Here is a 26,823-nt window from a genome sequence, read left to right as displayed (position 1 = left end):
GGAAGCGTGAGGCCGCGGCGGCCCCTGCGCAGGCGAGTAGCGGAGAGCGGCGGCGGCGTCAACGTCAGTCGTTGACGTCCGGATGGGTGACGTTGCGGACGTCGGCAAGGCCGCGGGCGGCATCACGGCTGCCGGTCGCGGCAGCGGCTTCGAAGATACGGGTCGCATCGCCGTACATTTTGAGATTGAGGTAGCAGTAGCCGCGCAGAACCATCAGGTCGATACGTTCCTGCTGCAGCTGGGCACGCTGATCGAGATAGATCAGGGTTTCGCGATAACGGCCGGCATCGAAGGCCGAAAGCGCCCGGTCGGCGAGGATTGCCACCTGAAGCTCGGCGGCGCGCTGTCGGTTCTGTGGCGCCTTGGTGGCCGCGACGGCAGCATTGCCGGAAAGGCCGGCGCGCAGATAGGCAAGGCTCTGGCCGTAGGCCGCGTCTTCACGGACCTTGCGGGCCGGGCTCTGCAATGCCGCCTCGAAGGCCGAGATCGCTTCCATCGGCCGGTTGATATCCATCAGGCACCAGCCGCGCGACAGGGCGTCGGCCGGGCTGAGCTGCCCTGCATCGACGGTCGTCGAGCAGCCGCGTGTCTGGCGCGGACCGCGTTGGACGGTCACCGTCTGCAGCGAAGGCCTTGCCGCGCCAACGGCGACTTCCGGCTCCGGCTGCTGTGCAGGTCCCTGCTCGGCTGGGAGCGGTTGAGCGGCGGTCGGACGCGGCGGCTGCGTCGGCTGAACCGGCTGCTGCGGAGCGAGCGTCCCCTTCTCTGTCGCGACCGCATTCGGCGTCAGCGAGGAGGTATCTTCGAGTTTGGTGATCCGGGTCGACCGGCCGGCCCAGGCGCGCTGGAGGTCGAGCACGCCCTTGCGGTCGCTCAACTGCTCGCGGGTGATGACAAGGCCATAGGCGGACGGTTCGTCATCAGGTTTCCAGGCAAGAGCCGTCTCGAACCAGCGTGCGGCGGTCTGGAACTGGTTGAGTGAACGGGCATACCAGCCGAACTGCTGCGCCGTCGGCGCGTATTTGCGGGCGATGACTTCGGCGGCGACGCGATGCAGCACGTCCTCGGCCAGATCGGCCGGCGGCTGCAGCGCCATCAGATTGGCAGTGGCGGCGAGATAGGTGGATGTCGCATCCTCGGAATCGGCGCGCCAGCGGAACATTACCTCTTCGGCTTCCTGCGGCGCCTTGCGGGCAATCAGCGCCAGCGCCAGCCCCTGCGAAGCGTCCGCTGAATCTTGCTTGGTGCGGGCGGCGCGGAACCACTTCTCGGCATCGGCATCGTTGTTGCGGCGAAGCTGATACCAGCCGAGCAGCAACGCATCCGAGGCAAGACCCTGGGTCTCGGCGAGCTTTTGGAGACGGGCGACATAATCAGGCGCGATGGCGAGATTCGGATCGTCATTGCCTTCGGCCATGAAGCGCCGGGCGAGGTTGTCGCGGATCGCATCGAATTCCCTGCTGCCCTCACTGGCAGGCCTCTCCAGCGCAAGCAGCGCCTGCATCGGCTGGTAGGCAAGCAGCGTCGAGGCTTTTTCGACCGTCGCCTGCCGCTCGGCCGGATTGGGGCAGTTCTTCAGGATATAGGTGTAGGCGTCCTGGCCGCGCTGCGTCCTCTCGGTCCGGATGAAAGCTTCTGCCACGCGCCAGAGAATATCGATCTCGCTGCAGGTGAGCAGGCTCGGCGTTGCGGCAGCGGTATCGACCACCGTTGCATATTGCTTGAGGTCGGAAGCATTGATGAGGCGGGCGCGCGCCTCGGCGACATCGAGCCGGTCGAGCAGATCGGCCGGCGGCTGCCATCCGGCATCGGCTGCCTGGCGGTCAGCGATCGCCTTGCGCAGCTCCGCATAGCGGCCATCGGAATAGAGTTGCCACATGGCCTCAAGCTGTTTGTCGCCATTCTGCGGCACGGCGAGCGGATCGGCCGGCGGTACCCAGTTGGGGTAGAGCGCCTGAAGGCGGGAGATTTCGGCCTGCAGGCGCAGCTTGTCGCCGCGGCTGGCGAAATAACGAAGCGCACTTTCATCGACGGCGGGCGGCGGCGGCGCCGCCGCAGCCTGTTGCGGCGCGGGCGGCTCGGAAACGATGGGGGGCGTGACCGGCGCCGGCGGGGCGGCCGTCTGCGGTGCCGCAGGTTGTGATGCCACAGGTGGAGGCGCTTCAGGCTGCTGTGCTGCGGCATCCGGCGCGGAGGTATCCGGTGCCGGCGGCGGCGAGGAGGTGATTGCCTCGATCTTGTCGGCGACGAGCTGCGCGTTGAATTCGGAATTGCCGCCGGGAGCATCGGCCGGCTTGATGCGGCCCATCATCATCAGCTCCGGCACCGGCTTGCCGGCAGGCCCAAGGCCGAACCGTTCCTGCAGAGCGGCACGATCCTTCAGCCCGGTGACGAGGGTCGCCACCACGACTGCCGCTGAAACCGCCACGAGGGAAGACTTCACAGACACTCCGGATGCTTCTCCCCGATATAGGCCAGCCCCAGCAACTGGAGCGTAGACGGATAATAGAGTGCGGGCGCAAATTGCAGGGCCGAGCCCGGCAGCTTGGTCCCATCGATTACACAGGCCACAACATCATTAACAATTCTATAACCCGGATCCGGCAACACGGCCTTCGGCCGGCCGGTGGTCAGATCGAAGGTGGCGGGAACACCGTCTTTCGACATCCCCTCGCGCAGGTGGGTCAGCAGCGCCTTGTCGGTGACGCCGCCGCGAACGAGATAAAGCGGAATGCGAATGGCGTTATAGGCAAATTCCGCGTCGAAACCCTCGGCCGGCTGCGGCTGACCGCGCAGGCTCACCCATTCGGCGGGAAGCTTGCGTGGGCCGAACTGCATCGTCTTCAGCAGCGCCACGCCATCTTCCGACAGTTGTTTCCAGGCATCTGACGGAGCAAGCGCCGCCATCACCGGAATAGCCTCGTAAATCCAGTAGGACGGGTTGACGACGGGACCATCGTCACGGTCGCTGCCGGTAAAACCCTCGCTTCCCGGCAACAGGAGCGTCCGGCCAGCCGAGCGCACGACGGTTTCGGCAAGCAGCGCCTGCGCCATGCGGGAGGCGGCAAGGATATAGTCCTCGCGTTTCCACGCCGTGCCGGCCAGCGCCAGCGCATAGGCGATCAGCATGTCGCCATCCGAGGCATTGTTGGTGTCGGTGACGTGCGGCTTGACGTTCGGATCCCATTTCCAGACGGCCAGGCCATCGTCGCGCAGCAGCAGTTCGGTGCGGGTAAAATACCAGATCTGCTCGAAATCGGCGGGGCTAGCGGCGAGATAGGCGAGCAGCATGCCATAGCCCTGCCCTTCGCTGTGGCTGATATTGCCGTTGCCGTTGTCTACGATACGGCCGCTCGCATCGAGAAACTTCGCCTTGTATGCCGACCATGCGCCGGCATTGATCATCGCCTGCTGCGCAACGGCGGGCGCTCCAGCCGGAGCGAGCGCGACCGATGCCGCAAGCAGGAGCGCGCGTAACCGTCTCATTTCGACCGACCCAGCCTTCCGAGCATGCTTGAGGTGGTGACCCCGATCAGCAGCACGAAGACGACCAGCAGGAAGGCATAGGAGAGGATATTCGTCGACAGCCAGTTGGCGGCGATCAAGCGGTAATTGGAGATCGACCAGGGGGTGGACGGCACGAAATCGAAACGGGTGACGGGCACGGTCTCGATCTTGCCTGTCTTGCTCGAGTAGGTGGTGATGTGGCCTGATATCTGCGGCCAGTTCAGCTGCGCGGTCAGAACCTCCAGCCCTTCGCGCAAATCCTTCGCCGACGGCGCCGTCACCACGGTCCACGCGCCCGCCCCCGCGGGACTGGAGCCCTGGGCCACCAGGAGCGTGTCGACGTTGGACGGCGTGAAAATCTCCTCGGCGCCGGGCACGAATTGCAGCGAACTGCGGGAGATATCGAAATTGCGCGACACCCATTCGCGGAAAGCCGTGATCCGGTTGTGCAAGACACCGCCGCTGACCTTGGAATTCCATTCCTCAAAGGCCGTACCGGTATCGACGACGCTCGCCTGCGTATCGGCCACCGGACGCCACGAGGCCTGGCTCTCCGTCGAAATATTGGCCTGCGACAACGCGGTGGCCGGCATCTGCGAGACGGAGCCGATGAAGATGGCGTCGCGATCGCCGATCATATTCGGCGAGGCGACGGTGTCGACGGCAATCGGATGGCCGGCCGTGATCGCCATCTGGCCGAGCAGCGTGGCGGCGGCCGAAAGCGTATCGGCATCGACGCGGTCGATAAAGAGCGGCGTCGGCTCGGTGGCCCGACCATAGGGATAGGCGGTGCCGGACATTGCCGCCAGATTCGGACGCTGACCGACGCGGGCAAAATCCGGAATCTGCAGCTCGGAAGTGTCGAACAGGGCAAAGCGCGGCGTCGCACCGGCCGTGGCGCCCGGCGCGCAAGCCGCATCGTCCTTGGTCATCAGGATCGCCTCGATCGCCACCGAATTGAGACCGGGCTTGAAGTGCCGCATCGTCACGCGGATCGGCAGATGACGGAGAATGCCGCCGGTGGTGGTGGTAATCGGCACGGTGGAGGCGATGTTGTCGTTGACGTAGATATCGATGTGGCTGCCGGGCAGCACGTTATCGGTATAGGCGGCGTCGAGCAGCACCTTCGCCTCGCCGTAGGCATTGGCATAAAAATCGGCCGGCACGGCAACATTGAAACTGGTCCGCAGCCGCCGGCCGGAGAATTCGGTGGTCTTCACGCCGAGTTGGGACAAGGCGATGTTCGTATCGGAAAAGACCAGCGGCGCGTTCGGCGCGCTCCAGCGCTCGGTCGTCAGCACGTCGCGGCGGACATCCGAGGACCTGTCCGTCGGCGAGACGATGGTATCGATCGCCGAGGAGACCGCCTGCCAGGAGGGGCCGCTGATCAGAAGCACCGGCGAACCGCTGCGCGGATCGGTGGCGAAAGCGGCGAATGCCGCACTTTCGGCGCCGGGCGGCAGGCTGGGAAAGAGCGGCCGCAGCTCCGCCGCGGTACCGACGAGCACGCTGAGTTTACCCGGCCCGGCGGCCGGAAGCGAAGCGGTGCTGAAGGCAAAGATCTGGTTCGGCATGCTGCTCAGCACCGACAGGCCCTGCGCCAGTCGCAGCAGCGGCTTGGTGGTTCCCGGCTGCTCCAGCGCCGGGACGACGATGTCGAACTCGGTCTTGCCGGCGCCGTTGACGCCGATGGCGCGAATCGCGTCGGCGCTCGACAGCTGGGCGGCATCCCTGCCGGCAAAGCTCAGATAGGTTCCGGCCGGATCGATGTTCGACCACAGCTCATAAGTGGACTGGATGCTGCAATCGGTGCGGTGGCGCTGGGCGGCCTCGAAGGTGACGAGATTGGCGCCGGGCTGTAGCAAACCGGGCGGAACCTGGAAGGTGACGGCCGACGGTCCATCCGGCGAGCCGACGCGCTGTTGGCCGATCGGGCGGTTGTTGAGATAGACGGTCACCGCCGAGGCCTCAGGCGCGACGACGATCGCATTCTGGTAGGCGAAGGTAAAGCTTGCCTTGGCCGCCGCCTGTTCCGGCGTCAGATAGACCGACCATGACCGGCGATCGTATTCGCCACTGAGATCCAGTTTCGAAAAGGGCACGACATAGCGGCGGACATCGCCGGAGCGCGGCGGCGCTGCGGTATTTGCCGCCGAGGCTGGCTGGAGCGCGGGTGCTGCCAGTTGCGGCTGGACGACAATCGTCGGAGGAACGGCTGCGGGAGCAGGAGCGGCCGGCGTTGCAGGTGCGGGTGTTACGGAAACCGGAGGCGTGCCGGGAGCGGGTGCAGGGGCTGTCGGCGGCGTGGGTGGCGTCAATCTCGGGGTAACGGATGCCCCGGGTGGCCGCTCGCCGGACATGTCGAAGGGCGCCGTCTGCGCCTGGGCAAAGGCGGAGGCATTCAGCAGGAGAAGCGAGGCGGCGACGATCCTTCTCATCCGGCATTGACCTTTGCCGCCCGCTGCTGGGCTTCCCGCTCCGGCCGCATGCTGCGGAAGAAGTAAATGAGGCCGCGGCTCGTCTGGTAGAACGACAGGCCGAGGAACCAGATGGTGCCGCGGATCAGGCCGGGATTGCGGCGGCGCGAGGCCTGAAACTCGGTCCACTGACCGGAATTGGCAAACATCAGGTCGGCGATCAGGCGATGGTCGAGCGCGCTTTTCGGCACGTACTGGCAGCCGACATTGCTGATGTCGCCCGACGGCTCGATGTTGCGGACGATGAGCGGCAGGGTTTCCAGATCGGCGCCGCTATAGGGTCGGAAGCGGATTTCGCCGAGTGCTCCGACCAGCATCTCGTCGAGTTGCTTGTTGAAGATGTGAAGCCTCGCACCGTGGACGGAAACGTCCTCGATCGAAGCCGCGTACCACTTGCCGTTGGCGCCAAATTCGCAGCGCCGGTTGACCCGGACGCGGCGGGACAAGGCGCGCTCGCCGCGTTCCGACACGACACCCAGCGCGCAACCGGCCATAATCAGGTTGATGAGGTTCCAGCCGCCGACGACGAGCGTGACGTCGGCCTTATAAGGCTCGGCATAGATTCGGTAGATGGTGATGATGAGCGCGACGATCTGTACCGCAAAGATGACGAAGAACGGACGGCTGATCTCCGACAGACGGCTGACGGCGATCGATTCATCCTTGGCGGTGACCTTGAAGGTCGGCTTCCTCGGATTGAGCATGACGGAAACCACGGCCGGCAGCAGGTGCACGGTCTGGACATATTCGTAGAGCTCGGAAATCCAGGGCCAGCGGAACGACCCGTAGAGGTAGTTCTGCATCATCAGGTTCACGAGCATGTAGGCCAGCGTATAGGCAAGGAACTCGCCGCCGGAGGCGGTGAAGATCTCCAGATCGAAGAACAGGTAGAAGAGCGGCGCAAACAGGAAGATCGTCCGCGGGAACGGGAAGAGCCAGAAAAGCGTAGACGACATGTAGCAGAAGCGCTGCGGGATCGTCAGGCCGCGCTTCAGAAGCGGGAAGCGGAAGCGCAGGATCTGCATCATGCCCTGCGCCCAGCGGCTGCGCTGACCGATGAAGCTTGCGAAGGTGGCCGGCTGCAGGCCGGCGATCAGCGGCTTGTCGACATAGATGCTGTTCCAGCCGCTGCCATGAAGCGCCAGCGCCGTCTCGCAATCCTCGGTGATGCTGATGCCGGAAAAGCCGTTCTGGGATTCGAGCGCCTTGCGGCTCAGAACCGCGGCCGAGCCGCAGAAGAAGGCGGCGTTCCATTTATCGAGGCCGCGCTGGATGATGCCGTAGAACATCTCGTTCTCGCTCGGCATCTTGTCGAAGGTGCGCAGATTGCGCTCCAGCGGATCAGGATTGATGAAGAAGTGCGGGGTCTGAACGAGGAAGAGCTTCGGATCGTCTTCGAAATAACCGACGGTCTCGAGCAGGAAATCGCGGGCCGGCGCGTGGTCGGCATCGAAGACGGCGATGAGTTCGCCGGTCGAATGTTTCATGCCGTTGTTGAGATTGCCGGCCTTGGCGTGCTCGTTGCGGTCGCGCGTGAGGTAGCTGACGTCGAGATCCTGACAGAGTTGCTTCAGCTCGATATGGCGGGCGGCAGCCGCCTGGGCTTCGAGCAGCTTGCCGGAATTGCGCTTCTGCAAGGTGCCGCCGTCGTCGAGCAGCCAGACATGCAGCTTCTCGGCCGGATAATCCATGGCCTTGGCGGCGGCGAGCGTGTTTCCGAGAAGACCGGCATCCTCGTTATAGGACGGTACGAAGACATCGACATGCGGCAGACGCCCGGGATTGGCGGCACGCGAGGGGCGCGGCGGCAGCGGTGTGGCGACGATGAAAAGGCTGAGCGCCAGCATCGCGACGCTATACATTTCGGCGAGATAGAGCAGCAGGCCGGGAATGAAATTCTCGGGCTGGTTCATAGGCGGCAGCGTATTGGTGGTGCGCCAATAGACATAACGCAGCACGATCGAAGTGCCGAAGGCAAGCGCCACGAGGCGCCACGTCCCCTCGCCCTTCAAGACCTTGATCACCGCCATGACGGTTACTACGGTGATGCTGGTGATGAGCTGGGTCTGCAGGTTGACCGGCAGCGTGATCAGCACGATCAGGCAGAGCGAAACCACGGCCCATATGATGACACTGCGGGCTTTGCGCATCGTCGTTCCTTCGAAGTTGCTCAACCAGGACGCCTTCCGGCGCCCCTGGCATGCTCACTATTTCCGGCAGGCGGCCGTCATGGCCGCGTCGCCTATACAGTCCGGCGAAGGCACGGTGACGCCGATCGCCCTTGCCGATTGTTGGTTCGCCGCAGGCGCCGCATCCGGCTTTGCGCTCGTCTGTGGCGCCTCGCCCGGCAGCGGCACGCGCGGGCCAATGGGCGCGGGCATAGGTGCTGCGCCTTGAGCCGGTTGCGAGGTCTGGGTCTTGCGAACAGGCGTTGCCCGCGGCCGGCTGACAATCGCGGGCGCCGGCTCATAGCCGATCGGCATCGGACTGGCACGATAACCACCCTCGTCGGGATAGATCGGCGCGCCGCTGCGCCCGAGCGCACCATCGGCGGGCGGCGGATTGCCGTAAGGATTCCAGATCTCGCCGTCGAACGTGCCTGATACGGTGTAGCCGTAGACAATGCCGAGCAGCTGACGCTCGGTAGCACTCGCATCGCAGAGACGCAGACGCAGCTGGATCATGCCGAAATTGCGCGCCTGGGTATTGGCGGCGGCACTGGAGCGGATCTGCTGCCAGGCATAGATGCAGGTGTCGCCGGCGCGGCTGCGGCCGGCGGCATAGCCGAAGGGCCCATAAGCGTTTTGCAGGAAGGTCGCCGAGGTCGCCATCGGCACACCGGGGGCCGAGCGGGCCACCTCGCGGGTAATGCCGCTCTCGTTGATCATGCTGAAGCCGGTATTGCCGGTGCCGGGATTGGCGCCGGAAGCGCCAAGGAACTGGACCTTGAGGAAATTCTGACCGGGCACGGCGGATGAGGTAAACAGCGAGATCGTCTGCTCGACGCCGTTGCCGCGTTTGCGCTCGACGACGCTGACGATCGACGGGCCGCCCGGCGGCGGCAGGACCAGCGCCTTTTCAGGCGCCACGGTTTCCGGCCCGGAAGGGTGATGCACACCGCCGGCCGACGTGCAGCCGGCCATCACGCCCGCCACGGCCATCAGCGATATCGTCTTCCGCAAACGCATGTTTCGAGCCGCCGCAATCGTCTTTCCAGATATCCATTCGCGAACCGAAACGCGACGGACCTTCGAATCAACGACCACCCGGCCGTTCATCCGACATAAACCGCCAGCATGGTTAACGAAGAGTAAAAATGAACGAGCCGCTGATATCACCGGAGGGAATCACACTGGACGTTATTCGGACAGCTCAACCGTATGATGCACAAACCAGTTTCGCAACACCTCAACCGCTCTCATTGCGCGTGTCCTCCGTCCGGCAAAAGCCAGTGGGGAACTATGCCGCATGGCCGGCGTTGCGTTGATGTCTGGGTAGGAAAAGGAGAATATCCCATGCGCAAGATCATGCTGGCTGCAGCCGCCATGCTGACCATCAGCTCCGCCGCCTTCGCGCAGAGCACCGTCATCGTTACCGATCCCGCACCGACCGGCTCCGTGGTATTGCCCGGCGAAGTGCGCACCTATGTGATGGAGCAAACCACGCCCTCCGTCGTCTATGACGGCGATATCGTGGTCGGCGCGACACTGCCCGATACCGTCGAGGTGCATACCGTGCCCAACGTCGACGGCTACGGCTACACCGTCGTCAACGAGCGGCGCGTGATCGTCGAGCCGGAGACGCACCGCATAATCCAGGTCCTGGAATAATCTGATCTAACTGTGGACGTGCGGCCTTCTAGAACAGGATGATTTTAGGCCCGGCCGGCCTAAAATCTGAATCCTGTTCTAAATTAAAGAGTAGAGCATGATGTCGTGCGAAAACCGCGCACGCTTTTCGGCATTATGCTCTAGCGGCTTCACGTCCGCTCATCTTCCATCCTCACCGGCACATTCAGAAGTTCACGAATCTTGTGGGCGAGCTGCTCCAGGCTGAAGGGCTTGGCGAGCAGGGAAACGCCGTGATCAAGCACGCCGTTGTGGACGATGGCATTGCGGGTGTAGCCCGTCGTGTAGAGGATCCGGATCGCCGGCCATTTTTCCTGGACGACATCGGCAAGCTGGCGTCCGCTCATCTGCGGCATGACGATATCGGTGAAGATCAGGTCGACTGCCGCATTCTCCTCCAGAAGCAAAAGCGCCTCCATGCCGCTTGCCGCCTGCAATACGGTGTAACCGAGTTCATGCAGGCTTTCTGCGGTCATGGTGCGGACGTTCTCATCATCCTCCACCACCAGGATCGTATCGTTGACGCTGCCCTGAGGAAGCGGCTGGGCGCCAGCGGCGCTCAAGCGGGCGTCCGTCGCGCCGACATGACGCGGAAGATAGATCTTCACCGTCGTGCCCCTGTCGATTTCCGAATAGATCTTGATGTGGCCGCCGCTCTGCTTGATGTAGCCGTAAACCTGGCTGAGGCCGAGACCGGTGCCCTTGCCGGGTCCCTTGGTCGTGTAGAACGGGTCGAAGGCGCGCTCGATCACCTCCGGCGACATGCCGGTGCCGGTATCGGTGATGCTGATCATCACATACTGGCCGGCCTCCACCTCCGAATGCATGCGCGAATAGCGCTCGTCGAGTTCGGTATTGGCGGTCTCGATCGTCAGATTTCCGCCGCCCGGCATGGCATCGCGAGCGTTGACGGCCAGGTTCAGAATAGCGTTCTCGAGCTGGCTCAGATCGGCAAAGCTTGGCCAGAGGCCGCCGGCAAGCACGGTCTCGATCCGGATCTGCTCGCCGAGTGTGCGCCGCAGCAGCTCGGACATGCCGCCGACCAGCTTGTTGAGGTCGATCACTTCAGGTGCGAGCGGCTGCTGGCGCGAGAAGGCGAGAAGGCGCGCGGTCAGTACGGCCGCCCTCTGCGCGCCGTCTTTGGCGTTCTGGATGGAATTCAGCAGCCGGGGATCCTCGTTGCCGGTCAGACGCCGCTGGGCGAGATCGAGGTTACCGATGATGATCGCCAGCATGTTGTTGAAATCGTGAGCGACGCCACCGGTCAGCTGTCCGATCGTCTCCATCTTCTGCAGCTGGCGGACCTGCGCCTGAGCGGCAGCATTCTCTTCCATCTCGTGCCTGAGCTCGGCCGTGCGCTGGACCACCGTCTCTTCGAGGCGCGTGTTGAAGCTGTTGAGCTCGTTGCGAAGGCGGCTCTGCCGCTCATGGGCGATAATGATCATCTCCATCAGGCCGACGATGATCGCGGCATTGATGAGATAAGTGGAAAGACCGACCCATTGACCGGCGCTGACCGGCCAGAAGATATTGTGCGGCTCGACGAAAAATTGCTGGACGATGAAAGCGGCAAGCATGGCCGCGACAAGGCCCGGCCCGGCGCCGCCGATGAAACTTGCGAGCAATATCGCCGGAAGGAAGCTCAGGAAGGGAAAGCCGGAGAGATAGTCGCTGGCGGCAAGCCTCAAAAGAAACGTCAGGCCAACGAAGGCAACGGCAAGCGGATAGGTAAAACCCGGCCTGTGACGCAGCCAATCCGTGGCACTCAACAAATCCATCCGACACCCCTTCTTACAGCACCGCCATGTCTTTTCAGACGCGCAAAAGACGCTGTAACACTTTGGATTTCTGCATAATTTTATACCGAAATCGATTCGGATTTCAGGAATTATGCAGCAAGTGGCCGTTGCGCGGCCGGCATCCCAGCTTTTGCACATCGAATTTCAACCGGCAATATGCTGTTTCTCACACTGCCGGGCACGACGTCTTGACGAGCCGTGCAAGCGGTCCACATAAACCATCATGCCTACGCATCATGCTTTCCGAAAATCAGAATCGATTTTTGGAAAGCATGATGCGTAGGTTTAAAGTGTCGGAGCGTCCTTTGTGCATCCGAAAGGACGCACGGCGCTCTAGCAAGGGGCAATGGGTGAACCGGATCATGAAAGACATATTCATCGTCGAAGACGACGCGCTGATTGCCATGCTGCTCGAGGACATGCTCGCCGATCTGGGTTACCGGGTCTGCGCCAGCGCGCCCGATCTGGAGCGGGCGCTGGCAACCGCCAGGGATACGGAGTTCGACGCTGCCATACTCGACGTCTCGCTGGCCGGGCAGAGTTCACTGCCGGTCGCAAAGCTGCTCGACGAACGCGGCAAACCCTATCTCTACGCGACGGGATACGGCACCGCGCCTGATGGCAGCAGCCCCAGCACATTGCCCGTGCTGCAAAAACCCTTCCAGCTCAGCGAACTCGAACAGGCGATGAAGCGGCTGACAGAAGCCTGAAGCGGTTCAGCGCACCTGGTCGAGCAGGCGCTTGCATTCCAGCAGATCGTAGAGCGCCTCCTGCAGCAGCGCCCTGTCTTCCTTGCCGACGCTCGACTTGCCGATCGAAACTTCCTGCTCGTCGTCTCCAGCGACGAAATTGAAGAATCGGCGGGTGATCGGCGGCTTGGCGCGGCCGACGATCTGATCTTCGTCGGCCATGCCGACGCGCGGTTCGCCGGCACCGGCATCCTGCACGCCCGAAGCAAGCGCCTCGACGCTGGCGAGATCGCCGTGGCCGACCGATATGACGAACTTGTTGCCGTTGGTCTTCAGAAGCTTCTGCACACCCTTGATCGTATAGCCGTGATCATAGAGCAGATGCCGGATGCCCTTGAGGAGATCCACGTCCTCCGGCCGGTAATAACGACGGCCGCCGCCGCGCTTCATCGGCTTTATCTGGGGAAAACGCGTTTCCCAGAAGCGCAGCACATGCTGCGGCAGATCAAGATCGTCTGCGACTTCGCTGATGGTGCGAAAGGCATCGGGGCTCTTGTCCAACGTCATACTGCTACGCGACCTCGCGGCTCGATCCAACGGCGACTCATCATATTTCAACGGTTTGGCGTCGACAATTCAAGTCATGTCTCGACGTTGCGCACAACGTTGGACAGTGCGAAAGCAAAAAAACGCTGCTTAGAAACGGGAAGCCGATGATCAGGGAGCCGGATTCTGCGGCTTCAGCTTGATCTTGCGAGCGACATGCGCCTTGAGAATGCGCGTCTTCAACACGTTCGACGCCTTGAAGGTCATGACCCGGCGCGGGGAAATCGGAACCTCCTCGCCGGTCTTCGGGTTGCGGCCGATCCGCTCGTTCTTGTCGCGCACCTGGAAAGTGGCAAAGGAGGAAAGCTTGACGGTTTCACCGCGCACGATGGCATTGCAGATCTCGTCGATGACGGTTTCGACGAGTTCGGCAGATTCGGTCCGGGAAAGCCCGACCTTTCGGAAAACGGATTCCGCCAGGTCTGCTCGCGTCACTGTTTTTCCGGTCATGGTTTCCCCGCCCACTACAAACTATTTTGTGAAATCGCACGAAGAGTATTTGTCTTGCGCCTTACGGTCAAGCTCTTGTTCGCCGCCAGTTTTTTAGGATTCCTGCCTACCAGCGCAGCAGAACGGCGCCCCAGGTAAAGCCGCCGCCCATCGCTTCGAGCATCACCAGGTCGCCCTTCTTGATGCGGCCGTCGCCGGCAGCGGTCGCCAGTGCGAGCGGGATCGAGGCGGCCGACGTGTTGCCGTGCAGGTCGACGGTTACGACGACTTTCGCCGCGTCGATGTTCAGCTTCTTCGCCGAACCATCGATGATGCGTCGATTGGCCTGGTGCGGCACCAGCCAGTCGAGGTCATCGGCGGTGGTGCCGGTCGAATCGAAAGCCGCCTGAATGACATCGGTGATCATCCCGACGGCATATTTGAAGACCTCACGGCCTTCCATGCGCAGCTTGCCGACAGTGCCGGTCGTCGACGGTCCGCCATCGACATACAGCTTTTCCTTATGCGAGCCGTCGGAACGCAGATGCGCGGTCAGCACGCCGCGGTCGGCAACGGTGCCCTCGCCTTCGGTCGCTTCAAGTATGATCGCGCCGGCGCCATCGCCGAAAAGCACGCAGGTGGTGCGGTCGTTCCAGTCGAGAATGCGCGAAAAAGTTTCGGCGCCGATGACGAGAACGCGCTTGGCAAGTCCGCCGCGGATGTAGGCATCTGCTGTGGTGACCGCATAGACGAAACCGGTGCAGACGGCCTGGACGTCGAAGGCGAAGCCGTGGCTCATGCCGAGACGGTTCTGGATGTTGACCGACGTTGCCGGAAAGGTGTTGTCCGGCGTCGAGGTGGCGCAGATGATGAGATCGATATCGGCGGGCGTCAGGCCGCAATTGGCAAGGGCTGCACGTGCGGCGGCCTCGCCGAGCGACGCCGTCGTTTCGTCATCACCGGCGATATAACGCTGGCGGATGCCGGTGCGCTGGACGATCCATTCGTCGGATGTGTCGACGATCGCCTCCATGTCACCATTGGTCATCACGCGCTTCGGAAGTGCGGCTCCAAACCCGCGAACCACTGAACGGATCATATTTGACTGAACCCTATCGCTCATGCCGCTTCCGGGCCCATTGGGGGCAGCCGTTTGGCATGATATTTCTTAAGATCGTTTTCTATTTTCTGATTGAGGCCGTTCTTGGCCATGTCGTAGCCGACTTCGATTGCGGCTGCGATGCCTTCGGCATTCGCTCCGCCATGGCTCTTGATGACGATACCGTTCAGGCCGAGAAACACGCCGCCATTGACCTTGCTCGGATCGAGCTTCTCACGAAGCATGTCGAAGGCGCTTTTGGCAAAGAGGTAGCCGATGCGGGCGAGCAGCGTGCGCGACATGGCGGCACGCAGATACTCGCCGATCTGCTTGGCGGTGCCTTCGGCGGTCTTGAGTGCGATGTTGCCGGAGAATCCTTCGGTGACGACCACGTCGACCGTGCCCTTGCCAAGGTCGTTGCCCTCGACAAAGCCGGAATATTCGAGCGAATCGATATTGGCCTCGCGCAACAGCCGGCCGGCCTCCTTGACCTCCTCCTGGCCCTTCATCTCCTCGACACCGACGTTCAGAAGGCCGATCGTCGGGCGTTCGACTTCGAACAGCGCGCGCGCCATGGCGCCACCCATCAGGGCGAAATCCATCAGCTGCTGCGCATCGGCGCCGATCGTCGCACCGACGTCCAGGACGATGCTCTCACCCTTCAGCGTCGGCCAGATTGCAGCGATCGCCGGGCGCTCGATATTGGCCATGGTGCGCAGACAGAACTTCGCCATCGCCATCAGCGCCCCGGTATTGCCGGCCGAGACCGCGACATCGGCCTCCCCCGTCTTCACCGCCTCGATCGAACGCCACATGGTGGAGATATAGCGGCCGCGGCGCAGCGCCTGGCTCGGCTTCTCATCCATAGCAACGGCAAGTTCGCAGTCGTGAAAGAGCGATTTTTCTTTGAGTTTCGGAAACTTGGCGAGAACCGGATCGCACTGTTCCTTGAGACCGTAGAAAACGAAGGAAATATCCGGATGCCGATCCAGCGCCTTGGCGGCGCCGGGGATGACAACCTGGGGACCAAAGTCGCCACCCATGAGGTCGAGAGATATTCTGATCACGCGTCCCTGATCCTTCTTTTCGCCGAGGGGCGAAATTTCGGCCAAAATACCGGTTTTGGCGTCGCTTACAACTGAATTGTGTCAAATGCCAGAGACGCTTCAGTCCTTTTTCCAGTCCTTGAGGACCGCGAAAGCGGAGGGCTTTTTATCGTCCTCGCCGCTATCCTCGATATGACCTGAGAATTCGATACCCTCCTTGCGCGGATAGGGATCAATCGCCAGAGCGGCGAATTCTGCAACCACCTCGCCGGCATCGATCGTGTCGCCGACAAAGGTTTCGGGCAGATCGGGACCGTCGGGATCGAGCAGCATCTCGCCGGCGTCGTTGCCGGGCTGGCGGGCAAGCTTGGAGCCCTCCGGCACGAAGATCTGCTCGAAACTCTCATCGATGGCGGATTCGACCGGTTCCAGCGTCACGACGCAGGACTGGACGATCTTCGCCTGCACGCGGCCCTTGATGCGCACGCCGTCGCGCTTCCAGCGGGCAATCTGCAGATCGGCGCTGAGATCGTCCACGGAGACGACGTTCCAGGTCTTGGCAAGCGCCGTGAGTTCGCCGGCGTCGGCCTCGACATGGACCTCGACGGGGTTGGCCGAAATATGGCCGACCTTGACGTGATAGGAGAAGGGAACATCGTCCCGATCGTTCTTCATCGTTTCCTCCTTCAGGCAACCGGTGGGCTGGCGACCGGCGGAAGCGTTGCCGAGCCGGTGGCGATCACCTCTTCGGCTAGAGAGGACAGATGCGCTTCCGCGGTGATCATCCATCCGGCGAGGCCGGACATATCGGCCGGCGCTTCGGTTTCGGGGTAGATATTGCGTTGAAGAGCAAGAGCCAGGGCTTCGGCATCGCCGGTGTCCATCGCCTTCGAATAGGCTTCGAGCCGGCCGTAAAACATGCCGGCAAGCTTCTTCATGCGCTTCGGCACGCTGTTGTCGCCGATGCCGAGCTCGCGGATCGAATAGTCGATATCCTGGAAGAAGGCGTCGACGATCTCCTGGGCGATCTCCTGACCGCTGGTGGCGGAAGCGCGCGTGCGGCGAAAAAACAGAATCATGGTGATCGACAGCATCTCGAAACGGCCCATGACCGTATCGGGCACATTGAGCTGCTCGTAGAGTTCCGGCATGCGCGCGGCCGCCGCCAAGGCCGCATATTGCCTGTCGACGATCGCCTGATTGTTGTTTTTCTTACGGAAGAGCCCGAAGATCATTGTTTTTTCCGGAAATGCCTCATTCTTCATGCCGGCTGGCGTCTGGCCTTGTTGCATGATTTCGAAAGCTGGTTTACCGAAGCAGGCGCGAATTGCAATGCTGATCGTGGCCAGTTTCGGGACAATGCCTTCAATGCGTCTACGAAGCGAATTCGGGACATTCGACTCGGAATGGCCACAATGGTTTTGCAGGAGGAAAGCGTGCAAGGCCCAAAATGGCTGCTATCGACACTCAAGGGAGTAGATGTCGTTGAAGAAACGGTATTTCAAGTCTGACATGAAATTCTTCAGCAGTGCGGCCATTGCCTTCATAATCGCCTCCACATCAGCTCTTTCCGGCTGCCAGACCAGCACCGTGCTCAACGGCGGTTATGTCGCCGACCAGCAGTCGCTGAACCTCGTTCCGGAGGGCTCAAGCCGCGAGCAGGTGCTGCTGTCGCTCGGCACCCCGTCGACGACGGCGACCTTCGACGGCGAAGTCTTCTATTATATCTCGCAGCGACGCACGCGTGCCGTCGCCTTCCAGAAGCTGAAGGTCGTCGACCAGAGCGTTCTGGCAATCTATTTCGACAAGGACAACGTCGTCAGCCGCCGCGCCAACTATACGCTGCAGGACGGCAAGGTGTTCGACACGATCGGACGCGTTACGCCGACCGGCGGCAAGGAACTCACCTTCCTGCAGCAGATGCTCTCCGGCGGCAGCGCCGCAAGTGCTGCCCGCAGCCTGTTCGGCGGCGGCGCCGGCGGTACGCCGCAGAACCCAAGCAGCCTGCGCTGATCGGACATACCTCATACGAAAAACCCGCCGGATCGCTCCGGCGGGTTTTTTAATGGTCTCTGATCCCGTCTAGCCAGCGAGAACGGCGAGCAGCAGAAGTGCGACGATATTGGTGATCTTGATCGCCGGGTTGACGGCGGGGCCGGCGGTATCCTTGTAGGGATCGCCGACCGTGTCGCCGGTGACGGAGGCCTTGTGCGCATCCGAACCCTTCATGTGACGCACGCCGTCCTTGTCGACGAAACCGTCCTCGAAGCTCTTCTTGGCATTGTCCCAGGCGCCACCACCCGATGTCATCGAGATGGCGACGAAGAGGCCGTTGATGATGACGCCGAGCAGCGATGCGCCGAGGGCGGCAAAGGCGGAAGCCTTGGAGCCGGAGATGAGAAGCACGCCGAAATAGACGACGATCGGCGCCAGCACCGGCAGCAGCGACGGCACGATCATCTCGCGGATGGCGGCCTTGGTCAGAAGGTCGACGGCCCTGCCGTAATCCGGCTTTTCCGTGCCCTGCATGATGCCGGGCTTTTCCTTGAACTGACGGCGGACTTCCTCGACGATCGCGCCGGCCGCACGGCCGACGGCGGTCATGGCAATGCCGCCGAAGAGGTAGGGAACGAGACCTCCGAAGATCAATCCCGCCACGACGTAGGGGTTGGAAAGATCGAACGAAATTGCGCCTATGCCCGCGAAATAAGGGAACTTGTCGCCATTCGCCGCAAAATATTTGAGGTCGTAGGAGTAGGCGGCGAAGAGAACCAGTGCGCCGAGACCGGCGGAACCGATGGCATAACCCTTGGTGACGGCTTTGGTCGTATTGCCGACAGCATCGAGCGCGTCGGTGGATTTGCGCACCTCCGGCGGCAGATGCGACATTTCGGCGATACCGCCGGCATTGTCCGTCACCGGTCCGAAGGCGTCGAGCGCGACGATCATCCCGGCAATGCCCAGCATCGCCGTGACCGCAATGCCGGTGCCGAACAGGCCGCCGAGCTGGTAGGTGGCGAGAATGCCGCCGACGATGACAATCGCCGGCAGTGCCGTCGATTCCAGCGAGACGGCCAGGCCCTGGATGACGTTGGTGCCGTGACCGGTGACCGAGGCCTGGGCGATCGAGACGACCGGGCGCTTGCCGGTGCCGGTATAATATTCGGTAATCACCACGATCAGTGCGGTGACGACGAGGCCGATGACGCCGCAGAAGAAGAGGTGCGCGCCCGAGATATCGGCGCCGCCGACGGAGCCGATCGAGCCCCAGCCGATGGTCAGCGAGGTGGCAGCGCCGAGACCGACGATCGACAGCAGGCCGGTGACGATGAGACCCTTGTAAAGAGCGCCCATGATCGAGCCGTTCGCACCGAGCTTGACGAAGAAGGTGCCGATGATCGAGGTGATGATGCAGGCACCGCAGATCGCCAGCGGATAGACCATCGCAGACTGGAGGATCGGCGCGCCGGCAAAGAAGATGGCGGCGAGAACCATGGTGGCGACGACCGAGACCGCATAGGTCTCGAAGAGGTCGGCGGCCATGCCGGCGCAGTCGCCGACATTGTCGCCGACATTATCGGCAATCGTTGCCGGGTTGCGCGGATCGTCTTCGGGAATGCCGGCTTCCACCTTGCCGACGAGGTCGCCGCCGACGTCGGCGCCCTTGGTGAAGATACCGCCACCGAGACGGGCGAAGATCGAGATAAGCGAAGCGCCGAAGCCGAGCGCCACCAGCGCATCGATGACTTCGCGCGAGCCGCTCTCATGGCCGAGCCCGATGGTCAAAATCGTGTAGTAGATGGAGACGCCGAGCAGCGCCAGACCGGCCACCAGCATGCCGGTGATCGCACCCGACTTGAAGGCGATGTCGAGGCCAGCGGAAAGGCTGATGGAGGCTGCCTGGGCGGTGCGCACATTGGCGCGGACGGAGACATGCATGCCGATGAAACCGGCGGCGCCTGATAGTACGGCGCCAATCAGGAAACCGATGGCGGCCGTGGCGGAAAGAAGCAGCCAGGCTGCGATGAAAACAACAACGCCGACAAGGGCAATGGTTCTGTACTGGCGCGTCAGATAGGCTTGAGCGCCTTCGCGGATGTAACCCGCGATCTCCTGCATGCGGCTATTGCCCTGATCGGCGGCAAGCACCGACCGGGTTGCCCAGGCGGCATAGACCACCGAGAGCAGACCGCATGCGATTACGCATAAAAGAATGGTCATTTCGCTCGTTCCTCCCATAGGCCGGAGATCACTCCTTCTCCGGCAGATACGCCGCCGAATCGCCTTCCTCTCCACAGAAATGCCACAGCTAAGCGGTGCGGAGATTGCGTGGTCGATCACGTTGCGTCAAGACCGCAACGGGCGAAAACCATTGCAGTGCGAAGAAAGACGCAGGGAGATTGTTTGGCGGCTAAGGAGTTATTTCTTCGCCTCGCCGCGGACCTGCTTGGCGATGCGGTCGAGCACGGCGTTGACGAGCTTCGGCTCGTCGTCGTCGAAGAAGGCCTGGGCGATCTCGACATATTCGGTGACGATGACCGCCACGGGAACGTCCTTGCGGTCGGTGATTTCGAAGACGCCGGCGCGCAGAATGGCGCGCACGGTGCTGTCGAGGCGCGACAAGGCCCAATCATCCTGCAGGGCCGCGGCAATCAGCGGATCGAGACGGACCTGATCGCGCACGACGCCGGAGACGATGGAACGGAACCAGGCGGCATCGGCCTTCAGATAGGTCGCGCCGTCGAGTTCCTGGCCAAGACGGTGCGCCTCGTATTCGGCGACGATTTCCAGAACGCCGGTGCCGCCGACATCCATTTGATAAAGTGCCTGAACGGCAGCAAGACGGGCAGCGCCCCGCTGGTTTGCAGTCTTGACCGGCCGTTCCGTCTTGTCGTCGTTCATTCGTTATGCACCCAGTTTCTGCTTCAGCTCGATCATCGTCAGAGCTGCACGAGCGGCAAATCCGCCCTTATCCTTATCCGAGCGGCGCGCGCGCGCCCATGCCTGTTCATCGTTTTCGACGGTCAGGATGCCGTTGCCGATGGCAAGGGACTCGCTGACCGCAAGATCCATCAAGGCGCGCGAGGATTCGTTCGACACGATATCGAAGTGATAGGTCTCGCCGCGAATGACCATGCCGAGGGCGACATAGCCGTCATAATGCGTGCCGCCATTGTCGTCTCCATCGAGCGACATGGCAATCGCCGCCGGAATTTCCAGTGCGCCGGGAACGGTGACCACCTCGAAGGTGGCGCCGGCTTCTTGCAATGCGAAGGTCGCGCCTTCGAGCAGGGCGTCGGCCATGTCGTCGTAGAAGCGGGCCTCAACGATCAAAATATGGGGAGCGGTCTCTCTCGGCATGGTTCACCTTCGGTTGGCGGGACATTTCCCACTCGGCAGCCCGCGGTCAAAACATGCCTTCGTCCGAATGGCAAGCAATTTCGCCCGATGCCCCAATGCCAAAGAAGAAATATCTGCAAGGGGATAGCCGCGTCCTGCCTGCACTGCTGGGCAAGCCTTTCAAATCAGCTTTCCCGGATGCCTTGAAAACGGCAATTCGAAGGCGGTTTTCATGAACAATTCTTAATGGATTTTCAGTGGCTTAACCCATTGAATCGCGAAGATGGCAACGCCAATTCCATGTCGTGACGCAGACGATCCCCTGCAACGACAGTCGACCGTCAAAGCAGATGAAAGGATACCATCATGAAGCGCGTTGTCTCCATCACCCTCGCCGCAGCCCTCTCCTCGCTCGCATTTGCCGGCGTCAGCCGGGCCGAAAGCCTTGGAATGAACACGGCCCAGGGCATCGAACAGACACTCCGGACCTTCCACGGCAATGATTTCAATGTCGAGCAGGTCCATAACTGGCGCAATCTCGACGACGAAACGACCGGTCCGCGCTCGGCGCCGGAACGCTCCGGTCAGGCCGTTCGCGGCATCCAGGCCTCGATCGACGCCAACAGATCGCTGGCCCACCGGCTCAACAATGAAGGCGTCGACGTCCGCAACATCGTCAACGCCGAGCAGGCAGCCGACGGAAGCTTGACCTTCTACGTCCGCTGACGCTCCAGCGCATACCCCCGAGATCGGAATCGAGCTTCGGGGGTATGCGTGGGTTGAAGTGATCGAGCGTCCCTAGCGTGTTCCATTCCATGCGCGGCGCTCACAGCATGGGCGGCGGTCTCCTCTCCGCCCATGCCGGGGATTTCCGAGATAGGCATTGAATTTTCCGGCGCGATGATAGTTTCTCTTCCTGCAACAGGAGAACATCATGGCGATGGAACCGAAGGCGGTGATCAATACCGCCGATCTTAAGCTCGACCATTGGAAACAGGGCGAGTTCTATGAAAGCGTCGACACCTCGTTCGGCACGCTTCTCGGCCTCGCCGGACTCGGCGTCAGCTACAACGAGGTGCCGCCAGGCAAGTCGGGCTGTCCCTTCCACAATCATCATGTCGAAGACGAACTCTTCCATATAATCGCAGGCACCGGCGAATACCGCTTCGGCGACGCGCGCCATCCGATCAGGGCGGGCGACGTGCTCGGCGCGCCGGCTGGCGGGCCGGAAACGGCGCACCAAATCATCAACACCGGCACGACGACGCTTGTGTATCTCGGCATCTCGACGATGGCGAAGACCGAGATCGTCGAATATCCCGATTCCGGAAAGTTCCTTGCCAAGACCAACAGGGACGGCACAAAAGCCGGGCGCTTCCGCCACATCGGACGGCCGGAAGGTGATCTCGATTATTGGGACGGCGAGCCCGGCGCCTGAGGGCGCGATTTCCATAAGGATCTGATGTGACCGACATTCCGACTTTCGAAACGGCGCGGCTGACGCTGCGCCCTCACCGCCTCGACGATTTCGAGGCGCATGCAGCGCTGTGGGCGGACGAGGACGTCGTTCGCTTCATCACCGGCGTGCCATCGACGCGCGAGCAGAGCTGGAGCCGCATGCTGCGCCTCGCCGGCATGTGGCATCATATGGGCTTCGGCTTTCTGGCGATCATCGAAAAAGAGAGCGGCCGGTTCATCGGCGAAGCGGGCTTCCTCGAAGCCCGCCGCGAGATGGAACCGTCGATCGAAGGGACGATGGAAGTCGGCTGGGCGCTGATGCCCTTAGCACACGGCCGCGGTTATGCCACCGAGGCGCTGGCAATCCTGATCGGCTGGGCGGAGGTGCATTTCCCAGGAAAACCAATGAGCTGCATCATCAGCCCCGAGAATGAGGCTTCGTTGCGGGTGGCAGCCAAGCTCGGTTTTCGCGAGACGGCGCGGACGCAATACAATGGCGAGATTATTCAGTTTTCGCGTTAGAGCCGCCCCTCATCCGCCTGCCGGCACCTTCTCTCCGCTCGCAGGCGAAGGGAATATGCGGCGACCTCTCCGTACCTCGCCGGCGTCTCGCATGGCACGTCCCCTCGCCCCGCTTTTACGGGGGTCCGAAGGACGGGGCGAGACGAGTGGCTCGACCCCGGCAGGTTAGGGTGAGGGGCACATTTCAGGCTGAGGCGCTGGGGAATTCGGCCAGCCGGGCGGCGTAACGCGCCATGGTATCGACCTCGAAATTAACGAAATCGCCGGCCTTGCGGTCGCCCCAGGTGGTGACTTCGAGCGTATGGCGGATCAGCAGCACGTCGAAATCCGTGCCATCGACCGCATTGACCGTCAGCGAGGTGCCGTCGAGCGCAATCGAACCCTTGGGGGCGACGAATTTCGCCAGGTGTTCGGGCGCACGCAGGCGGTAGCGCGTGGCATCGCCCTCCGATGTCACCGAGAGGATTTCCGCCTTGCCGTCGACATGGCCGGAAACGATATGGCCGCCGAGCTCGTCGCCGATCTTCAGCGACCGTTCGAGATTGATGCGGCTGCCTTCCCGCCAGGTGCCGATCGTCGTCAGCCGCAGCGCCTCCTCCCAGGCCTCGACCTCATACCAGCGGCCGTTGCTGCCTTCGGCCGGCAGGGCGGTGACGGTCAGGCAGATGCCGGCATGCGAGATCGAGGCGCCCATGTCGATGGTCGCGGGATCATAGGCGGTCGCGACCCGCAGGCGGATGCCTTCCTTCAACGGGGAAACGGATTCGACCGTGCCGACATCGGTGACTATTCCGGTGAACATCAAAACCCTCTTTCATATTCGTCCAGGCGATCTTCGCCGAACATCCGCGTGCCCCTATGGGCAAAACCCGATGGTATGTCGGTTGCATCAAGCGGCGATTCAATACCGCGCTGGCCGATAACGACAGGCGCCTGATAAAGCTGGATACGGTCGACGAGGCCAGCCTCGAGGAAAAGCCGCGCCGTCTTTGCGCCGCCCTCGACCAGAAGCGAGGAAATACCGCGTGTTGCGAGTGCCGGCAGCAGGATTTCCGGATGGTAAGGATTGCAATAGACGATCTCGACGCCAGCGGCTTCGAGTGCGGCGCGGCGCGAGTCCATGTCGGTAGCGTCTGTGGGTGGGGTACCGCCTTCTGCCCTGCCGGAGTACCGGGGCCGAGCCACAGGTCTCGACCCGTCCTTCGGACCCCCCACAGCTGGGGAGGTGTCCGGCAGGATAGAGGGGGGTAGCCCCTCCGCATCCGCCGACAAAGGCCACACTTCCTCACTCGCCACCACGATGACAGGCACGTCCCGCGCCGTCAGGGCGAGCTTGCTGGTCAGCGGCAATGCCAGGGTGGGATCGAGAACGATGCGGATCGGGGACTGGGCTTCGAGACCTGGTGTTCGCACCGTCAGCAGCGGATCGTCCGCAATCGCCGTGCCGATGCCGACGAGGATCGCATCGGTTTCGGCGCGCAGCGCATGCACCTGCGCGCGGGCGAGCGGGCCGGTGATTGCTACCTGTCCCTCCCCCTGACGGCCGACCATGCCGTCGGCGGAAACGGCAAGCTTGAGAGTCACATAGGGCCGGTTCTTCGTCTGGCGGGTGAGATAGGCGGCAAGCGAACGCCGGCCCTCTTCCTCCAGAGCACCGGCATCCACCTGTATGCCGGCTTCACGCAGCATGGCGATGCCGCGGCCCGAGACACGCGGATCTGGATCGGTGACGCTGATGACGACGCGGCCAACGCCAGAGGCGATCAGCGCCTCGGAACAGGGCGGCGTCTTGCCGTGATGCGAGCAAGGTTCGAGCGTCACATAGGCGGTGGCGCCGCGGGCGAGCGCGCCGGCTTCAGCCAGCGCCTGCGTCTCGGCATGCGGGCGGCCCCCGAGCGCCGTCACCGCCCGGCCGACGATGACGCCATCCCTGACGATCACGCATCCGACGGAGGGGTTGGTAGCGGTGCGGCCGAGATGCCAGCGCGACAGGCGGATCGCCGCCGCCATGAAACGTTCGTCATGCGGCGTGATGCTCATGGCTCACCTGTCCAGCGGGTCGCGGGCAATCTTGGCGTTGATTTCCGAAATGACCTTCTCGAAATCCTCGGCAAGCGAGAAATCCCGATAGACCGAGGCGTAGCGCACGAAGCCGACATCATCGAGGCTCTTCATCGCCTCCAGCACCTGCAGGCCGATCTGCTCGGAAGAGATCTCGGTTTCGCCGGAGCTTTCAAGCCGGCGGACGATGCCGGAGACGGCGCGCTCGATGCGATCCCGCTCGACCGGGCGCTTGCGTAGCGCCACCTCGAAAGAGCGCACCAGCTTGTCGCGGTCGAATGGCACCTTGCGGCCGGTCTTCTTGATGACCATCAGCTCGCGCAGCTGCACGCGCTCGAAGGTGGTGAAGCGACCGCCGCAATCCGGACAGATGCGCCGCCGGCGGATGGAGGTGTTGTCCTCCGCCGGGCGCGAATCCTTGACCTGAGTATCTTCCGAACCGCAATAGGGGCAGCGCATCCCTACTCCTTATCCCATGTAGCCATACATGGGGAAGCGGTCGGTGAGATTGACCACCTTGCCGCGCACGGCGGCTTCGACGGCGGCATTGCCTTCATCGGAATTGGCGACCTTCAGGCCGTCGAGAACCTCGACAATGAGATTGCCGATTTCGCGGAATTCCGCTTCCTTGAAGCCACGGGTGGTGCCGGCCGGTGCGCCCAGGCGCACACCCGAGGTGACGAAGGGCTTTTCCGGATCGAAGGGAATGCCATTCTTGTTGCAGGTGACGTAGGCACGGCCGAGCGCTGCCTCGGCGCGCTTGCCGGTGGCGTTCTTCTTGCGCAGGTCGACCAGCATCAGGTGGTTGTCGGTGCCGCCGGAGACGACGTCGAGGCCGCCTGATATCAGCGTTTCAGCGAGCGCCTTGGCATTCTTGACGACCTGAGCGGCATAATCCTTGAATTCCGGCTGCAGTGCCTCGCCGAAGGCAACGGCCTTGGCGGCGATGATGTGCATCAGCGGACCACCCTGCAGGCCGGGGAAAACGGCCGAATTGAACTTCTTGGCCAGATCCTCGTCATTGGTGAGGATGACGCCGCCGCGCGGGCCGCGCAGCGACTTGTGGGTCGTCGTCGTCGCGACATGGCAATGCGGGAACGGCGACGGATGAACGCCACCGGCGACGAGGCCGGCAATATGGGCCATGTCGACCATCAGATAGGCGCCGACGCTGTCGGCGATCTCGCGGAAGCGCTTCCAGTCCCAGATGCGGGAATAGGCAGTGCCGCCGGCGATGATGAGCTTCGGCTTGGTTTCTTCGGCCTTGCGGGCGACCTCATCCATGTCGAGCAGGTTATCGCCTTCGCGCACGCCGTAGGAAACGACGTTGAACCACTTGCCGGACATGTTGACCGGCGAACCATGCGTGAGATGGCCGCCCGAATTCAGGTCGAGACCCATGAAAGTGTCGCCGGGCTGCAGGAGCGCCAGGAACACGGCCTGGTTCATCTGCGAACCGGAATTCGGCTGGACGTTGGCGAAATTGACGCCGAACAGCTTCTTGGCGCGCTCGATCGCCAGTTCCTCGGCGATATCGACGAACTGGCAGCCGCCGTAATAACGCTTGCCGGGATAACCCTCGGCATATTTGTTGGTCATGATGGAGCCCTGGGCTTCCAACACGGCGCGGGAGACGATGTTCTCAGAAGCGATCAGTTCGATCTCGTGCCGTTGGCGACCGAGCTCCTTTCCGATCGCGCTGAAAATGTCCGGATCGACGTCCGCAAGCGAGCGATTGAAGAAGGATTCGGTGGAAGCATTGGTCATGGGCGGGCTCCTCAACTGGAATGCGCTGAGGTATTAGCCTTCCGCTGTGGCAAGGGCAATACGAAGAACGACATTTGCTGAGCAAAGCGCGCGCTCACGCTCTTTTCCGGCCGCGCCGCGCCGATGCCTGGCGGCCATTTTATGGAGAGCCCCTCCCGGCATAAAAAAACCGCGC

The 26,823-nt window shown here is 62.4% G+C and carries 25 protein-coding genes; 6 read left to right on the top strand and 19 right to left on the bottom strand.

Annotated features, from left to right (window positions below):
- Positions 1-64: 64 nt before the first annotated feature.
- Genes FHT79_RS20490 through bcsN form a run of 5 tightly spaced genes read right to left on the bottom strand, consistent with a single transcriptional unit; the run spans position 65 to position 9,172 of the window.
- Positions 65-2,443: a cellulose synthase gene (locus tag FHT79_RS20490; RefSeq protein WP_183903999.1), complete on the bottom strand. Its 2,379-nt coding sequence runs from the start codon at positions 2,441-2,443 to the stop codon at positions 65-67.
- Entirely contained in the window at positions 2,440-3,486 is a 1,047-nt protein-coding gene (locus FHT79_RS20485; RefSeq protein ID WP_047616429.1) for a glycosyl hydrolase family 8, read from the bottom strand. The genes FHT79_RS20490 and FHT79_RS20485 overlap by 4 nt, the downstream gene beginning before the upstream one ends.
- Complete coding sequence (locus tag FHT79_RS20480; RefSeq protein WP_047616426.1) at positions 3,483-5,945, bottom strand: cellulose biosynthesis cyclic di-GMP-binding regulatory protein BcsB; 2,463 nt, start codon at positions 5,943-5,945, stop codon at positions 3,483-3,485. Before FHT79_RS20480 ends, FHT79_RS20485 begins: the two co-directional genes overlap by 4 nt.
- Positions 5,942-8,134, bottom strand: a complete 2,193-nt coding sequence (bcsA, locus tag FHT79_RS20475; RefSeq protein ID WP_047616634.1) for a UDP-forming cellulose synthase catalytic subunit — start codon at positions 8,132-8,134, stop codon at positions 5,942-5,944. The genes FHT79_RS20480 and bcsA overlap by 4 nt, the downstream gene beginning before the upstream one ends.
- Before the next feature lie 57 nt (positions 8,135-8,191).
- Positions 8,192-9,172, bottom strand: coding sequence for a cellulose biosynthesis protein BcsN (gene bcsN / locus FHT79_RS20470; protein WP_183903998.1), 981 nt, complete (start codon positions 9,170-9,172; stop codon positions 8,192-8,194).
- Between the two features lie 327 nt (positions 9,173-9,499).
- Between bcsN and FHT79_RS20465 the strand changes: the two genes are divergently transcribed.
- The gene (locus FHT79_RS20465; RefSeq protein WP_047616425.1) at positions 9,500-9,814 is read left to right on the top strand and encodes a DUF1236 domain-containing protein; all 315 of its coding nucleotides are present in this window, start codon (positions 9,500-9,502) and stop codon (positions 9,812-9,814) included.
- Between the two features lie 149 nt (positions 9,815-9,963).
- Here FHT79_RS20465 and FHT79_RS20460 read toward each other — a convergent pair whose 3' ends face one another.
- A complete protein-coding gene (locus FHT79_RS20460) occupies positions 9,964-11,610 on the bottom strand; it encodes an ATP-binding protein (protein ID WP_047616423.1) in 1,647 nt (548 codons plus the stop codon).
- 383 nt (positions 11,611-11,993) lie between these two features.
- On the opposite strand from FHT79_RS20460, the gene FHT79_RS20455 reads away from it, so the two are divergent.
- A complete protein-coding gene (locus FHT79_RS20455; RefSeq protein ID WP_018447482.1) occupies positions 11,994-12,341 on the top strand; it encodes a response regulator in 348 nt (115 codons plus the stop codon).
- Between the two features lie 6 nt (positions 12,342-12,347).
- Here FHT79_RS20455 and FHT79_RS20450 read toward each other — a convergent pair whose 3' ends face one another.
- The 6 genes from FHT79_RS20450 to FHT79_RS20425 form a co-directional block, all read right to left on the bottom strand.
- Positions 12,348-12,887 carry a MerR family transcriptional regulator gene (locus FHT79_RS20450; RefSeq protein ID WP_047616421.1) on the bottom strand — a complete coding sequence of 180 codons (540 nt, stop codon included), beginning with the start codon at positions 12,885-12,887 and terminating at the stop codon, positions 12,348-12,350.
- Between the two features lie 150 nt (positions 12,888-13,037).
- A complete protein-coding gene (locus FHT79_RS20445) occupies positions 13,038-13,376 on the bottom strand; it encodes an integration host factor subunit alpha (RefSeq protein WP_047616420.1) in 339 nt (112 codons plus the stop codon).
- A gap of 106 nt (positions 13,377-13,482) precedes the next feature.
- Complete coding sequence (locus FHT79_RS20440) at positions 13,483-14,454, bottom strand: beta-ketoacyl-ACP synthase III (protein WP_183904050.1); 972 nt, start codon at positions 14,452-14,454, stop codon at positions 13,483-13,485.
- Between the two features lie 20 nt (positions 14,455-14,474).
- Positions 14,475-15,521: a phosphate acyltransferase PlsX gene (gene plsX, locus FHT79_RS20435; RefSeq protein ID WP_047616628.1), complete on the bottom strand. Its 1,047-nt coding sequence runs from the start codon at positions 15,519-15,521 to the stop codon at positions 14,475-14,477.
- A gap of 99 nt (positions 15,522-15,620) precedes the next feature.
- A complete protein-coding gene (locus FHT79_RS20430; protein WP_183903997.1) occupies positions 15,621-16,175 on the bottom strand; it encodes a DUF177 domain-containing protein in 555 nt (184 codons plus the stop codon).
- 11 nt (positions 16,176-16,186) lie between these two features.
- Entirely contained in the window at positions 16,187-16,792 is a 606-nt protein-coding gene (locus FHT79_RS20425; RefSeq protein WP_183903996.1) for a ubiquinol-cytochrome C chaperone family protein, read from the bottom strand.
- Positions 16,793-16,979: 187 nt separating this feature from the next.
- Between FHT79_RS20425 and FHT79_RS20420 the strand changes: the two genes are divergently transcribed.
- Positions 16,980-17,513: an outer membrane protein assembly factor BamE gene (locus FHT79_RS20420; RefSeq protein WP_047616416.1), complete on the top strand. Its 534-nt coding sequence runs from the start codon at positions 16,980-16,982 to the stop codon at positions 17,511-17,513.
- A gap of 69 nt (positions 17,514-17,582) precedes the next feature.
- On the opposite strand, the gene FHT79_RS20415 is transcribed toward FHT79_RS20420, so the two are convergent.
- The 3 genes from FHT79_RS20415 to ribH all read right to left on the bottom strand — a co-directional run bounded on the left by FHT79_RS20415 (position 17,583) and on the right by ribH (position 20,861).
- Positions 17,583-19,721: a sodium-translocating pyrophosphatase gene (locus FHT79_RS20415; protein WP_183903995.1), complete on the bottom strand. Its 2,139-nt coding sequence runs from the start codon at positions 19,719-19,721 to the stop codon at positions 17,583-17,585.
- Between the two features lie 198 nt (positions 19,722-19,919).
- Positions 19,920-20,402: a transcription antitermination factor NusB gene (gene nusB, locus FHT79_RS20410; protein ID WP_018241520.1), complete on the bottom strand. Its 483-nt coding sequence runs from the start codon at positions 20,400-20,402 to the stop codon at positions 19,920-19,922.
- Between the two features lie 3 nt (positions 20,403-20,405).
- Positions 20,406-20,861, bottom strand: coding sequence for a 6,7-dimethyl-8-ribityllumazine synthase (gene ribH, locus FHT79_RS20405; protein WP_004674116.1), 456 nt, complete (start codon positions 20,859-20,861; stop codon positions 20,406-20,408).
- 345 nt (positions 20,862-21,206) lie between these two features.
- Between ribH and FHT79_RS20400 the strand changes: the two genes are divergently transcribed.
- From FHT79_RS20400 to FHT79_RS20390, 3 genes are all read left to right on the top strand, one after another.
- Entirely contained in the window at positions 21,207-21,566 is a 360-nt protein-coding gene (locus FHT79_RS20400) for a hypothetical protein (protein ID WP_097595090.1), read from the top strand.
- Between the two features lie 208 nt (positions 21,567-21,774).
- Positions 21,775-22,278, top strand: a complete 504-nt coding sequence (locus tag FHT79_RS20395; RefSeq protein WP_097543002.1) for a cupin domain-containing protein — start codon at positions 21,775-21,777, stop codon at positions 22,276-22,278.
- Positions 22,279-22,304: 26 nt separating this feature from the next.
- Positions 22,305-22,820 (top strand): GNAT family N-acetyltransferase, encoded by a 516-nt coding sequence (locus FHT79_RS20390; protein ID WP_097595089.1) that lies wholly within the window; start codon positions 22,305-22,307, stop codon positions 22,818-22,820.
- Positions 22,821-23,004: 184 nt separating this feature from the next.
- On the opposite strand, the gene FHT79_RS20385 is transcribed toward FHT79_RS20390, so the two are convergent.
- The 4 genes from FHT79_RS20385 to glyA are packed head-to-tail and all read right to left on the bottom strand — an operon-like array spanning position 23,005 to position 26,648.
- The gene (locus tag FHT79_RS20385) at positions 23,005-23,622 is read right to left on the bottom strand and encodes a riboflavin synthase (RefSeq protein ID WP_047616404.1); all 618 of its coding nucleotides are present in this window, start codon (positions 23,620-23,622) and stop codon (positions 23,005-23,007) included.
- Complete coding sequence (gene ribD / locus FHT79_RS20380; RefSeq protein ID WP_097595088.1) at positions 23,622-24,860, bottom strand: bifunctional diaminohydroxyphosphoribosylaminopyrimidine deaminase/5-amino-6-(5-phosphoribosylamino)uracil reductase RibD; 1,239 nt, start codon at positions 24,858-24,860, stop codon at positions 23,622-23,624. The genes FHT79_RS20385 and ribD overlap by 1 nt, the downstream gene beginning before the upstream one ends.
- Positions 24,861-24,863: 3 nt before the next feature.
- Positions 24,864-25,340, bottom strand: a complete 477-nt coding sequence (gene nrdR, locus FHT79_RS20375) for a transcriptional regulator NrdR (RefSeq protein WP_003547190.1) — start codon at positions 25,338-25,340, stop codon at positions 24,864-24,866.
- A 9-nt stretch (positions 25,341-25,349) separates the two neighbouring features.
- Positions 25,350-26,648: a serine hydroxymethyltransferase gene (glyA, locus tag FHT79_RS20370; protein WP_018447470.1), complete on the bottom strand. Its 1,299-nt coding sequence runs from the start codon at positions 26,646-26,648 to the stop codon at positions 25,350-25,352.
- Positions 26,649-26,823: the final 175 nt, after the last annotated feature.

Origin of the sequence: Rhizobium sp. BK212 (assembly GCF_014197475.1) — a bacterium.
GTDB classification, from domain to species: domain Bacteria; phylum Pseudomonadota; class Alphaproteobacteria; order Rhizobiales; family Rhizobiaceae; genus Rhizobium; species Rhizobium anhuiense.
The sequence above is the reverse complement of the archived record's forward strand: the minus strand, read 5'-3'. Positions and strand labels throughout refer to the sequence as shown.